This window comes from Nostoc sp. C052, from assembly GCF_013393905.1.
Taxonomy (GTDB): domain Bacteria; phylum Cyanobacteriota; class Cyanobacteriia; order Cyanobacteriales; family Nostocaceae; genus Nostoc.
In genome coordinates this window covers 229,187-241,993 of sequence record NZ_CP040272.1, presented here as the reverse complement: position 1 = coordinate 241,993, position 12,807 = coordinate 229,187, and the positions used below count along the sequence as shown (strand labels likewise).

The following is a 12,807-nucleotide window of genomic DNA, read 5'->3' as shown; positions in this document are numbered from 1 at the left end:
AGTCAGCGAATTTTGACAAACCCAGCTTGACTAATCAGTTCCTGTCCCTGCTCAGTCAGCAGTAAGTTGGCGTAAGCGACACCTGCTTGCTGCTCAGTCTGATTATTCTGTTTGACCACCACAAACAGATTGCGGGTAATCGGGTATTTTCCTGATTGGAAAGCATCAATGTTCAATTTGTTCCGTTTCCCAGGACATTCAGACGGGAGGACAGAAGGTTCTTGGTATGGTGCAATGTATTGTCCTTGCGTCCGCCCCAACGGCAAGGCTTTGATTGAACATTGAGGAATCACCTCTGGGGCAGAAGCGTAGTAGATGCTACCAGGACTACCAGCCAATTTTTGCAAGGCTTGGGTGGTTGTGGAGATAAATTCCACGTTGGAGCTGAAAGCTTGACCACCCAAGATGTCTTGGACGAAAAGCTCAACTGTACCGCCATCAGCAATGCGGCGAGAATAGGGCTTAATCGGGATATTGGGGCCGCCCACCTGGCTCCAATTATTGATTTTGCCTGTGTAAATTGACTTTAACTGGTCTACCGTTAGTCCTGGGATATTCAAGTTGGGATTAACTGCGACCGCTAAACCATCAATTGCTACAGGAATTTGTTTTAAACTGAATCCACGCTGTTGGGCACGGCTTAATTCCTGATCTAGAACTGGCCGGGAGGACTGGGCAAAAGCTAGTTGACCGTCTATCAGCGACTGAATGCCAGTACTAGAACCAGGAGAAGCATTGCTGGGTTCTACATAGCGCAGCCGTAACTCTGGCCGTGCGGCTTGAATTGCTGGGTCAACTACTAGTCGAATCGGTGCCCAAGATGTACTACCTCCGTAATTGAATAATCCTGTAGGAACATCTTTTACTAAAGAGAAAGTCCCGCCACTAGGTTTTCCTGATGTGGCTTGGGGCGTGTTTGTACTAGCAGAATTAACTGTATTTATCTCCAGACCAGACTTTCTGCTAAACCACCAAAAACCTCCAGCTACTAGCCCAACTGTAATCAGAATTGATAATACAAGAATAGGTATTTCATTTTTTTGGGACATAGTAAATTACTCCCGCGTCCATTCAATATAAGTGCTTGATAAGTACTTGCTACTTGAGATTGTATTTGGAGGACGGGTATTTTGTTAGCAAATTCTGATAAATCCTAACTTCTGACTACTTACTTTCGAGACTTTCAAGAAATAAATGGTCTATTTTGTGGGATGTGTGTCCCCACCTTTCCCAGATTTAGGGACGACAAGATCCGCACCCCATAATAAAATTTGGGATGTTTTTTTATTTGGAAGTCCCTTAAAAGCCAAGGTATGATAAATTTCACCTAGATTATTGGTCTCTTCTCTCAAGGAACACTAAAATTTTTCCCATAAATTTCAATTTCCCATGTAGAGAGTTTCTCTAGGTTAAGTATTGGTTAATTTTTAATTTTTTATTGCTGATTAACGCACTGGCTCAAAGTCATAACCAGTGCGAGAGCGAGAACCAGGAACAATTTTTACAAGTTGGACTGGCGCATTGCGATCGCCTGATGGTAAAAATCGAATTGTACCAGAAGCGCCGCTGGCAGAAAAATCAGAGGATGCCAATGCTTCTTGGACTCCAGATCGTGTAGGATTTCGTTCTAATGACTTAATTAGAGCAATAGTAGCATCATAACTAAGGGCGCTTCGCCAACTCACATCAGCACCCCATAGCTGCCGCGATTTCTGAGGAAAATCTGACTTAGGATCGCCATCAATATGCCAGGGAACTGCCACTACCATTCCCGCAGCTTGCTCTCTGCCAATTTCTAAAGTTTTAGCAGTGTAAACATCATCTCCCGCCAGCAGAGTTAACTTTTTCTGGTTAATCTGAATTACTTGCAGCGCTTTATCTAGAGTTTCAGTGTTAGCAGCTAACATCAACACTTCTGCACCTTGTTTAGTTGCTTGTTCTACACTTTTAGCCGCACTAAAATCAGCCTTGGATAAATCAAATTCGCTGGATACTTGTCCACCTTCTAGAGAAACAGATGAGACAAACTCTGACTTTAAAGACTGGCTATAATTACTCTGAGAATTAAAGAAAACCACTGCATTTTTTTTCTGCAAAGTTTTTACCATATAGTTAGCTAAACTTCTCGCAGCCATAAAATCACTGGGAACTGTGCGAAAAACGTAGTGGCTAAAGTTAGAAATTTTGACAGATGTGCTAGTAGGAGAAATTGCTACAAGTTGTCCAGAAGTATAGATAGCACCTGCGGCTAAGGTAGAATCGCTAGTATTCGGCCCAACTACACCTAATACTTCGGAATTGCTGACTAAGTTGGAAGCGATTTGCTTGGCTATTTCTGGATTGTCGTCATCGTTAGCTATCCCTACTTTTAAAGGTACTCCCTTGATTCCCCCAGAGGTATTAACTTGATTTTGGGCTTGGGCGATGCCACGTAAAATTTCTAAAGCAGCATTGGGGTCAGTGCCAAATGGTACAGAGGCCACAATGGTATAGCTCTTGGAAGAACCGATGCGGGCATTGTTAAGAAAAATTAATGCTTCTGGATCGTTACGGTTGAGTTTTAGGGCAGCAGTGAAATTGGCGATCGCTTTATCATAACTTTTAGCAGCGATCGCCTGTAATCCTTCTTTTTTCACTGGAGAAATCTCACCTGGAGTCAAGGATTTTTCCCCAAAACTAATGCGGTCTTGTAAGGATGTATTGTTACCTGCGGCCTGATTTTGAATGGCAGTATTACCAATTTTGACCCCAGAGTTTTTAGCAAACAACCAAAAACCACCGCCAACTATGCCAATTGTCAGCAGTAAGGCCAAGGCTAAAATTTTGGTTTCATTCTTTTGTGACATGAACAAGTTTGAATAAAGTAAAAATGTTTATTATTTGTAGAACTTATGGATTAAGATAAAAAACGAACTACTCCAGACACAGAGAACACGGAGTCTATAAGAGTTTTTGCATAAGTCCTAATTTAATTATTTGGCTAAATCTAACCATTTTGATCATTTAATTCTGACAAATCCAGCTTTTTCGATCAGTTCTTGACCTTGGGGTGTCAAAAGCCAATTTGCATAAGCTTCCCCAGCTTGCTGATCTCTTTGACTATTCTGTTTAACAATTACAAATAAATTGCGGGTAATTGCGTAGTCTCCACTCCGAAATACTTTAGTATTCAACTGATTACGCTTACTTGGGCATTCAGATTGAGGTATAAATGGTTCCTGGTAGGGAGGCACAAATTGACCGCTTATCCGCCCTAATGGTAGAGACTTAATCGTACACTGGGGTACAATCTCTGAGGCAGAAGCATAGTAAATTGCACCAGTATTCATTGCTACTTTTCGCACGGCTTCTGTGGTCGTACCAATGTAACTAATGTTAGTAGCAAAATTCTCTTTATTTAAAACATTTTCCACAAAAAACTCTACTGTACCCCCAGCTTCTTTACTGCGAGAGTAGACTGTAATTGGTAAATTTGGCCCACCCACTTGTTGCCAGTTAGTAATTTTGCCCGTGTAGATGTCTTTGAGTTGGGCGACAGTTAAACCTGGAATATTGAGATTGTGGTTAACTGCGATCGCTATACCATCAATGGCTACCGGAATTTCTTTCAAACTAAATTCTTTTTGTTTAGCTTCGGTATTTTCTTCAGCTTTAACTGAGCGAGAAGATTGAGAAAAAGCTAGTTGATTATCTATCAACATCCGAATCCCAGTTCCAGAGCCGGCTTGGACTGAAGGAGGTTGAGTATAGCGTAAAGTAAACTGAGGGCACAGGCTTTCTAGTACTGAGTCTACATCTTTACGGATGGGTGCCCAGGTTGTACTACCACCATAGTTGAATGTTCCCTCTGGGAGATTTGGCACATTACATCTATTGTTGTTGACAAACTGGTTTATGGGATTACCTGTGTTGCTATTCCCTGAAGCTTTAGAAACAGTTCCGTTTAATTGCGCCCAGCGTTCCATAAGAAACCATAGACCACCAAAGATTAAACCAATGGTGATGATAATGGCTAAAAAAAGACTAAGTGTTTCGTTTTTCTGAGACATTATGTAGCTGTTAGCACCAGGAGTTTTTTAAAGTAAGAGAGATAATAATTTATAAATAAGTCGAAATATGGCTGTCAGTGAAATAGCTACTAAGCCAGCTGCAACGGCTAAAGTAACCACTATCAGAATGTCAAGACCACCCCGTAAAAATGGGAGAAAAAAAATAATCGCAAAAGTAATTGTGGGAATAATTAATAAATCGAACTTTTCAATCCACCGCCTAGTTTGGGCAAAAATTAGTATACCTAAAATTAGGGCGGAAATAGGCAAAGTAATCATAATTTGTGATTTTACTAGACTGGAGAGGGCGATCGCGATTAATGCCCCCTCAAATCCACTAAATGCCGCCCCACCCAATAATTCCAATGTAGAAAACGCTGGTTGAGTTGATGAACGGCGGGCGAAAATATTGGAACCTTTAGATGCTTGTGGCGGGAGTGTTGCAGAGGATGAATTAAGTTGTGTAGGCGCTAAAGCCTGTGAGCTAAGGGCACGTAAAACTTCCTGCGCTGACTGAAAACGCTGATTAGCAGCAGGTAGCAGCATCTTATCGAAAATGTCAGCAAGGCGGGGGTTGATATTTACTTGCGATCGCCATTTCCACTGGTTGCTATAGGCATCAAATAGTTGAATTGCTTCCTGATGTGTTAACAAGGTAATCAGAGTGACAGCTAAAGCGTATAAGTCCGTAGATGGAAATACTTGACCTCCAGTCATCTGTTCTGGCGGTGCAAATCCCATAGAATAAATTCCTGTGGAAGAAGCCGCAGAAGCAGCGTTTGTTACTTGCTTGACTGCACCAAAATCTAGTAAGAAAAGTTTACCATCACGACGACGCATGATATTTGAAGGTTTGATATCTCTGTGGATAATGCCTCTGTCATGGACAAACTCTAGTACTTTCAGGATTTCTTGCAATACCTGTAACACTTGCTGTTCAGAGAATTTGCCTTGTTGAACTAATTCTTCCTCTAGGTTTTGCCCATCAATGTATTCTTGTACCAAGTAAAAAAATTGGTCTTCTTGTCCTGATTGCAAGCTATTAACTATTACTGGAAAGAAGGCGAATAAATCAGGAATTTGATCGTGGTCGTTACCAAGCTGTGCTAAAACTTCTGCTTCTCTCTCAAACATTAACTGCGCTTGTTGCAGTTGAGTTGGGGTTAAATTTCCCGCTGGTTGAAACTGCTTAACCACGCATTGACGCATTCCTGGTATTCGGCGATCGCGTGCCAAAAAGGCTGCTCCAAAACCGCCCCTTCCCAATAGCTTTATTGGCACATATCGACCATCTAGCATCAGTGGCATACCACAGGTAGTGCAATACTTCTGCTGGGTTGTTTTCAGTGTCGTAATATCGTCTAAATCGGCAAAATAGTTTTGTGGGCGTGGGCAACGTGGACGAGTGCAGTAAACTTCCATTTTCGTGATTAGTCAAAATAATTCGTAATTGATAATACTCACCTTCTCTACGAGATGTTACGCCAATAGCGAGAAGCAAGCTACGTAATTCGTAATTAGTTCAGGTTACAGAGCAGCTAAATTTATTAATTGGAGAACAGGAAACTTCTTTCCTGATATCAAACCCTTGGCTTGTCTACGGCATCCTGTACAAACATCGATGGGTTAATAATTACGAATTACCTTAGCGACAGAGAAGCGTCATCACGAATTATTTGGTCATTTACAAAAAAACAAAGGACAAAGGACAAACGACTAATAACCTGATTTTAGTCTTCGCCGGATAAGCTGGGTGTTGCGACCTCCAATGTAGTTAATACTATGTTTTTTTGTGCTAATTTTAACACATCTTGATTCCATCCTGGGTTAGCGAACTGGGGCAAAATTTCTTGACTAAAGGCTTCTGCGGCCTTGGATCTATAGCGATTGGGATTAAAAATCAGCCACAGTGTCCGTTTGACAACTACACCTTCAATGGGAGTACGATGCAAAACCCCCATTTGTAGCTCTTTAGCGATCGCACTAGTTGAAACAAAAGCAGCCCCTAAACCAGATTGCACAGCATTTTTAATCGCTTCAATGGAATTCAATTCCATTTCAACTTTAAAACGTCTGGTATCAATTTCACAGCGTCCTAGCACTTGGTCAATGACTTTGCGGATAGTCGATTGGGAATCTAGGGCAATGAATTGTAATTTATATAGGTCTTCTTTTTGGATTTTTTCAAGTTTGGTAAAGGGATGAAAGACAGGTAGAATCAGGGCTAGTTCGTCTTCAGCGTAAGGAATAACTTCTAAAGATTCTGAAAGTTCCCCAGGAATTTCCCCCCCGATAATCGCCAGATCAACTTGTCCATTTGCGACACTCCAAGCAGTCCGCCTGGTAGAGTGGACGTGTAATTGCACTGCCACATCGGGATATTTTTGTCGGAACATGCCGATCATTCTGGGCAAGAGATAAGTGCCGGTGGTTTGAGAAGCACCGACAATTAAAGTCCCACCTTGGAGATTTTGTAAATCCTCAATGGCGCGGCAGGTTTCCTGACACAGACTGAGGATTTTTTCACCGTAGCTTAAGAGTAGATGCCCAGCTTCGGTTAATTGGGCGCGTCGTCCTCCGCGATCGAATAAGGGGACATCAAGTTGCCGTTCGAGATTTTGGACTTGCAAACTGACGGCGGGCTGGGAGACGTAAAGACTATCAGCGGCACGCTTGAAGCTTCCTTCTTGGGCGATCGCTTTTAAAATACGTAACTGATCTAAAGTGAAAGGAAGGTCAGACATAAGGCTCAACCCACAAACTTTGAAAGGAGCGGATGCACACAACAAATCAGATTTAGCAGCAATCAGCTGGGTATGATTTGTTGCATATTGAACTTGAAGGCTTGACTCGAAAAAGACAGTGGCACAACATCTTGACTAAAGTCTCCTTTTGAATACTTTGTGGTATTGGTTGTACTGAATTCAATTTTCTTTAAATTACTTCACTCGTTTATATGCCGTTGATTTCTTGGTTGACATCCAGTCATTTTGTCATACTGGGGTTACAAATAGTTTTTGCGATCGCTCACAGTGGAGGTGCTGCTTTGCGTCCAAAGGCCGAAAAATACATTGGCCCAAGGCTTTATCGCATTCTCTTTGCATTAGTCAGCCTACCGTTGGCTGTGATATTAATTATTTACTTTTTTGGGCACCGTTATGATGGTTTGCAACTTTGGCAGGTACAAGGAGTGCCAGGAGTGCGAGAATTTGTTTGGCTGTTGTCAGCAATCTCGTTTTTGTTTTTATATCCTGCTACCTTCAATCTACTAGAAATTGCTGCCATTCAAAAGCCCCAAGTTCATCTCTACGAAACAGGAATTATTCGGATTACCCGTCATCCCCAAATGGTGGGGCAAATAATGTGGTGTGTTGCCCATACGCTCTGGTTGGGAACTACCTTTACCCTTGTGACTTCCATTGGATTGGTGTTGCATCACTTGTTTGGGGTTTGGCATGGGGATCGCCGTTTGAGTGATCGCTATGGCGAAGCTTTTGAAGTTGCCAAACAGCGGACTTCAATTATTCCCTTTAAAGCAATTATTGACGGGCGTCAATCTCTCAAATGGCAGGAATTTCTCCGCCCTGCCTATTTGGGAGTTACCATTTTTATCGCTTTGCTTTGGTGGTCTCACCCTCTGTTACAGGAAGCAACTAGTAGGATAGGATGGTAACTCTAGATGATCCCCAGTGTCAGCAAAAAATCCGAAATAGATGGAAATTTCAGCTTATCAATTGCCCCAAATCAATGTAGGATAAATTCAAACATCTATAAATGGGGGTGCATTGAGTCAGTTTGAAATTTCACATTGGTAGTCGTTGGTCAGTTGCCTTTAGTTGGGAAAACGTGGCAGATTCAGTTAAATCTCCAGGCAGCCACAGCAATCAGGAGTTTAACATCCAAAAAAGCCAGCGCGATTTCCACGGTGGCTTTTTTCTCAGAGACACATTATTAACGCGCTTAATTTTTCTGTGTCCTGAAAGCATCTATCGGTATTTAATGACTTGCCAATCTTTCACTTCAGTCCTGATAACTAGTTTGATATAAAAACCTTATAATCCAAGAGGCGTCATGGTGTTGTCGGTTAGTGAGCGGACATTTACTCAAGAAGTTTTAGAATCTCCTATTCCTGTTTTAGTTAATTTTGAAGCACCCTGGTGTGGATTGTGTCGGATTATACACCCATTGTTGTTGCAATTTCAAGCCCAATGTGGGGAAGAAATCAAATTAGTTGGGGTTAACGCCGATCAAAATTTTAAATTGTCTACTACTTATAGGCTAAAATCACTACCTACTTTACTATTGATTGAAAATGGCACTGTTCGCCATCGCTTGGAATGCTTTCGCGGCAGAGAAGATTTACGTCTAGCTTTAGAAGAGATTAAAGCCAGCTACAGCAATTGCCCGAAAATCTACACTAGTTCCAAAGCAGTAGATTTAGAACGTCGATCAGCCTGAAGAGAGTGCTGAGTTCCGTACATGGATAGCGGGGCGTTTAGCCCGTGCTGAGTGCTGAGTGGGGAATCTCACTTCTTTACTCAGCCTCCTGAAGGGTATGGGGCATGGGGCATGGGGCAAATGACCAATGACCAAATCTAAAACCATGCTTAACACCCCACTCAAAGACCTTTGAGTGGGTTATTTTATGCTAAAGGGTGTGTGTCACAATTATTAACAGTTTCGACACGCTAATCAAGAATTCTAAAAGTAGGCGTCAGTGATGGAAGTAATCTATCAGTATGCCTGGCTGATTCCAGTGTTCCCGCTTTTTGGGGCAATGCTGGTCGGTCTAGGGTTAATCTCGTTGAATCAGGTGACAAACCGCCTACGGCAGCTTAACGCTGTGGTGATTATCTCCATGATGGCAGCAGCTATGGGGCTGTCGTTTGCCTTGTTGTGGAGTCAAATTCAAGGACACGCGCCTTATCTCCGCACCTTTGAGTGGGCAGCAGCAGGTAATTTTCACCTGAGCATGGGCTACACTATTGACCACCTGACAGCCCTAATGCTGGTGATTGTCACAACGGTAGCCTGTTTAGTCATGCTTTACACCGATGGCTACATGGCTCACGATCCCGGTTACGTGAGGTTTTACGCCTATCTCAGTTTGTTTGGCTCCTCAATGTTAGGTCTGGTGGTCAGCCCCAACCTAGTACAGATTTATATATTCTGGGAACTTGTGGGGATGTGTTCTTACTTGCTGGTCGGCTTTTGGTACGATCGCAAGTCAGCAGCCGATGCCGCGCAAAAAGCCTTTGTAACCAACCGCGTCGGCGACTTTGGTCTGTTACTCGGTATTTTGGGGCTATTTTGGGCAACAGGAAGCTTTGATTTTAATATCATGGGCGATCGCCTCGCCCAACTCGTAGAATCAGGTTCGATCAGCAATTTTCTCGCTGTCCTGTTTGCGATTTTAGTTTTCTTAGGGCCAGTTGCAAAATCAGCCCAATTTCCCCTCCATGTCTGGCTACCAGACGCAATGGAAGGCCCCACTCCCATTTCTGCCTTAATTCACGCAGCAACGATGGTGGCGGCGGGTGTTTTCCTCATTGCTCGGATGTACCCAGTATTTGAAGACGTTCCAGCCGCAATGAATGTCATTGCCTTTACTGGGGCGTTTACGGCGTTTTTGGGGGCAACCATTGCCATTACCCAAAACGACATCAAAAAGGGCTTGGCTTACTCCACCATTTCCCAACTGGGTTACATGGTGATGGCAATGGGCATAGGTTCCTACAGTGCTGGATTATTCCACCTGATGACCCACGCCTATTTCAAGGCGATGCTGTTCTTGGGTTCAGGTTCCGTAATTCATGGTATGGAAGGTGTCGTTGGACACGACCCCGCCTTAGCCCAAGACATGCGCTTGATGGGTGGACTGCGAAAGTATATGCCTGTCACGTCAATTACCTTTTTGATTGGTTGCTTGGCAATTTCTGGGATTCCCCCCTTTGCTGGGTTCTGGTCAAAAGATGAAATTCTAGGGAAGGCTTTTGAAGCTAATCCACTCCTCTGGTTCATCGGCTGGCTAACAGCCGGTATTACTGCTTTCTATATGTTTAGAATGTATTTCTCGACATTTGAAGGCAAATTCCGGGGTACTGACGAGAAAATCAAGCAAAAACTTAAAAAGGCGGCGGCGACAATTGTCCTGGAATTAGAGTCAGAAGAACTAGCGCCGAATTTTGGGCCTGGGGCGATGAAGAAAGGAGAATTGGCTGCCACTGGTGAGCATCATGATTCCCATGACTCCCACGGGCATCACAGCGACTCCCCCCACGAATCGCCGTGGACGATGACCCTGCCGTTGGCACTGTTAGCTGTGCCTTCGATTTTGATTGGTTTGGTGGGAACTCCTTATGCCAATTATTTTGAAGAGTTTATCTTTCCTCCTAGTGAAACCCTCTCCGAAGTTATAGAAAAGGCTGCCGAGTTCAATCCGACGGAATTCTACATTATGGCGGGTGCCTCAGTGGGAATTTCCTTAGTTGCGATTACCTTAGCCTCGCTGATGTATTTGCAAGGGAAAATTGACCCGGCGGCGATCGCTGCTAAAGTCAAACCACTTTACGAGTTATCCCTCAACAAGTGGTACTTTGATGACATTTACCATCGGGTTTTTGTCCTCGGCTTGCGTCGCCTAGCTAGACAAGTTATGGAAGTTGACTTCCGCGTTGTCGATGGTGCTGTTAACCTCACAGGCTTTTTTACTCTTGTTAGCGGTGAAGGTCTGAAGTACCTAGAAAACGGTCGCGCTCAATTCTATGCCTTGATTGTGTTTGGGGCGGTTTTGGGCTTAGTGATTGTTTTTGGTGTTACCTGATTTTAATCGGGGTGGACGAATGTCCGCCCCTACATTATTTTTATCTTATGAAATTAGTTCAGTTGATAGGCAAGCATATTCAAACAGATAATTATGGATGGAATGATGCAGGTTCGTAAAATATTTTTGGATATCAAGCAAGTTTTTAGTTTGGTAATTCTAAGCTTATCTCGCGATCAAGTAAAAAGTTTTTCTTTAAAGAGCCATCCCTTCTATAAAAATGGTGTTTACTACACCTTTAATTGTTGAATTTCAGCAAATGCCACTTGAACTACAAAATCTCACAGGCGGTTACGCCTTAGTGCCAATTGTCCAAGACATTAACCTCACTCTGCAAACAGGAGAATGGTTGAGTTTAGTTGGTGCTAATGGCTCAGGTAAATCTACTTTACTCAAATTACTGAGCCGTATTCTCTCGCCACAACATGGAACAGTGTTACTGGATGGTAAAGCAATTCACTCTCAACCTCCAAATTTAGTTGCACAGAAGCTAGCATTATTACCGCAACAACAAACAGTTTCCGTTGGCTTAACAGTGCGACAATTAGTAAGTTTAGGACGCACGCCACATCAATCTTGGTGGCAATGGGAATTAAATGCCCAAGATTGGGTAAAAGTTGAAGCTGCAATTAAAAAGACGCAATTAGAAAAATTAAGCGATCGCTTAGTCGAACAACTTTCAGGTGGTGAAAGACAACGGGCTTTTTTAGCTCTAGCACTGGCGCAAGAACCTAAAGTTCTATTATTAGATGAACCGACAACTTTTTTAGATATCAACTATCAATTGCAACTATTGGAACTGCTCAAAGAACTGAATCAGCAGCAGGAATTAACTATTGTCACAGTTTTACACGAATTGAATTTAGCAGCTCGGTATAGTTCACGCATTGCATTATTAAAACAGGGTCATATTTGGGAAGTTGGGACACCTGAAGAAGTTCTGACACCAAATGCGATCGCACAAGTCTTCGGTGTAGAATCAGTAATTATTCACACACCTGTCGGATTACAAGTTTGTGCTATTTCTGCTGTTTAAGATTCTAGTCTTAAAGTTTTGATCGTAACAAAGCCTTGAATACCCTATCCTGTAAAGATATGGGATATCCAAGTGGGGAAATAACAAGAGGACTGAACACTTATCCTAAAACTTGGTTTCTTGTGTTTGTGCGTCGATAATTACACTCCAGTCATCGTTTTTCACAGCACCTTCAAGTTGACGCTGACGTTCGGCTTGACTTGCATCTGTTGTTTCTAACTCTTTAGAAAGGGTTGTATCAGCCATTGCTTTCCGCAATTTTAGCTTTTTATCCTCATAGGCTTGACGTTCCGCCTCCGACATTACCGCCTTAGTCGCTTCGCCTACTGTACTAGCCCACATTCCACTTTCGGAAGCATTACCAGGTGGCGTACTTGCGAGTGCTGCTATCCAGGAATCTCGCAAATCTTCCATTTCTTGACGCTTGGGGAACTTGAATGATTGCACACGCACAAAAGCACACTTTTCCTTACCATTTTGGCGAAGATGACTGTTGAGGGAAAGCAACACATTTCGAGAATAGCCAATGTACTGGCTGCGGCGTTCTGCGTCCAATACTGCGTAAACACCAGCAATTTTTGCGTTCTGAGTAGCTGCACTCCAAGCTTCAAGGTCAATGATTTCAGTACCATTGTTTGCCAGTTCAGGAGTTATACTCACCTCAACGGCAGCGTGTTCGTCTTCAGAACTGTACAAAAATTCATGTAGTCCACGGTGGTTTATGGGGACATTTTGATGTTCAATTGGTGGATTGTGTTGAGTTTCCATCGCAGTTTATCTCTGAATTATTAATTAGCAATGCATACGGCAAGCGCGAAGCGCTACGCAAGCAAATATATGCCCTTAAAATATTGAAGCTTAAATCTACTCACATCTCCAAATTCTTGTTCTGAAAAAGC

Annotated in this window: 10 protein-coding genes; 4 read left to right on the top strand and 6 right to left on the bottom strand. The window is 42.9% G+C overall.

Annotation, left to right across the window (positions count from 1 at the left end; genetic code table 11):
* Window positions 1–2 precede the first annotated feature (2 nt).
* The 5 genes from FD723_RS00980 to FD723_RS00960 form a co-directional block, all read right to left on the bottom strand.
* A complete protein-coding gene (locus FD723_RS00980; RefSeq protein ID WP_179063691.1) occupies window positions 3–1,049 on the bottom strand; it encodes a PstS family phosphate ABC transporter substrate-binding protein in 1,047 nt (348 codons plus the stop codon).
* 396 nt (window positions 1,050–1,445) lie between these two features.
* Window positions 1,446–2,846, bottom strand: coding sequence for an ABC transporter substrate-binding protein (locus FD723_RS00975; protein WP_179063690.1), 1,401 nt, complete (start codon window positions 2,844–2,846; stop codon window positions 1,446–1,448).
* A gap of 153 nt (window positions 2,847–2,999) precedes the next feature.
* Complete coding sequence (locus tag FD723_RS00970) at window positions 3,000–4,049, bottom strand: PstS family phosphate ABC transporter substrate-binding protein (protein WP_179063689.1); 1,050 nt, start codon at window positions 4,047–4,049, stop codon at window positions 3,000–3,002.
* Between the two features lie 27 nt (window positions 4,050–4,076).
* Window positions 4,077–5,471, bottom strand: a complete 1,395-nt coding sequence (locus tag FD723_RS00965; RefSeq protein WP_179063688.1) for a serine/threonine-protein kinase — start codon at window positions 5,469–5,471, stop codon at window positions 4,077–4,079.
* 308 nt (window positions 5,472–5,779) lie between these two features.
* A complete protein-coding gene (locus FD723_RS00960; protein ID WP_179063687.1) occupies window positions 5,780–6,793 on the bottom strand; it encodes a LysR family transcriptional regulator in 1,014 nt (337 codons plus the stop codon).
* Between the two features lie 212 nt (window positions 6,794–7,005).
* Between FD723_RS00960 and FD723_RS00955 the strand changes: the two genes are divergently transcribed.
* The 4 genes from FD723_RS00955 to FD723_RS00935 all read left to right on the top strand — a co-directional run bounded on the left by FD723_RS00955 (window position 7,006) and on the right by FD723_RS00935 (window position 11,908).
* Window positions 7,006–7,722, top strand: coding sequence for an NnrU family protein (locus FD723_RS00955; RefSeq protein ID WP_179063686.1), 717 nt, complete (start codon window positions 7,006–7,008; stop codon window positions 7,720–7,722).
* A gap of 398 nt (window positions 7,723–8,120) precedes the next feature.
* Entirely contained in the window at window positions 8,121–8,507 is a 387-nt protein-coding gene (locus tag FD723_RS00945; RefSeq protein WP_179063684.1) for a co-chaperone YbbN, read from the top strand.
* Window positions 8,508–8,769: 262 nt separating this feature from the next.
* Window positions 8,770–10,872: an NAD(P)H-quinone oxidoreductase subunit 5 gene (locus FD723_RS00940; RefSeq protein ID WP_179063683.1), complete on the top strand. Its 2,103-nt coding sequence runs from the start codon at window positions 8,770–8,772 to the stop codon at window positions 10,870–10,872.
* Between the two features lie 259 nt (window positions 10,873–11,131).
* On the top strand, window positions 11,132–11,908 hold the full coding sequence (locus FD723_RS00935; RefSeq protein ID WP_179068978.1) for an ABC transporter ATP-binding protein: 777 nt from the start codon (window positions 11,132–11,134) through the stop codon (window positions 11,906–11,908).
* A 105-nt stretch (window positions 11,909–12,013) separates the two neighbouring features.
* Here FD723_RS00935 and FD723_RS00930 read toward each other — a convergent pair whose 3' ends face one another.
* Window positions 12,014–12,676: a GIY-YIG nuclease family protein gene (locus FD723_RS00930; protein ID WP_179063682.1), complete on the bottom strand. Its 663-nt coding sequence runs from the start codon at window positions 12,674–12,676 to the stop codon at window positions 12,014–12,016.
* Between the last annotated feature and the right edge of the window lie 131 nt (window positions 12,677–12,807).

Bases quoted from the DNA above. Each gene is read 5' to 3' on its own strand.
- FD723_RS00980 (WP_179063691.1), bottom strand. From the start codon at position 1,049: ATGTCCCAAAAAAATGAAATACCTATTCTTGTATTATCAATTCTGATT.
- FD723_RS00975 (WP_179063690.1), bottom strand. From the start codon at position 2,846: ATGTCACAAAAGAATGAAACCAAAATTTTAGCCTTGGCCTTACTGCTG.
- FD723_RS00970 (WP_179063689.1), bottom strand. From the start codon at position 4,049: ATGTCTCAGAAAAACGAAACACTTAGTCTTTTTTTAGCCATTATCATC.
- FD723_RS00965 (WP_179063688.1), bottom strand. From the start codon at position 5,471: ATGGAAGTTTACTGCACTCGTCCACGTTGCCCACGCCCACAAAACTAT.
- FD723_RS00960 (WP_179063687.1), bottom strand. From the start codon at position 6,793: ATGTCTGACCTTCCTTTCACTTTAGATCAGTTACGTATTTTAAAAGCG.
- FD723_RS00955 (WP_179063686.1), top strand. From the start codon at position 7,006: ATGCCGTTGATTTCTTGGTTGACATCCAGTCATTTTGTCATACTGGGG.
- FD723_RS00945 (WP_179063684.1), top strand. From the start codon at position 8,121: ATGGTGTTGTCGGTTAGTGAGCGGACATTTACTCAAGAAGTTTTAGAA.
- FD723_RS00940 (WP_179063683.1), top strand. From the start codon at position 8,770: ATGGAAGTAATCTATCAGTATGCCTGGCTGATTCCAGTGTTCCCGCTT.
- FD723_RS00935 (WP_179068978.1), top strand. From the start codon at position 11,132: ATGCCACTTGAACTACAAAATCTCACAGGCGGTTACGCCTTAGTGCCA.
- FD723_RS00930 (WP_179063682.1), bottom strand. From the start codon at position 12,676: ATGGAAACTCAACACAATCCACCAATTGAACATCAAAATGTCCCCATA.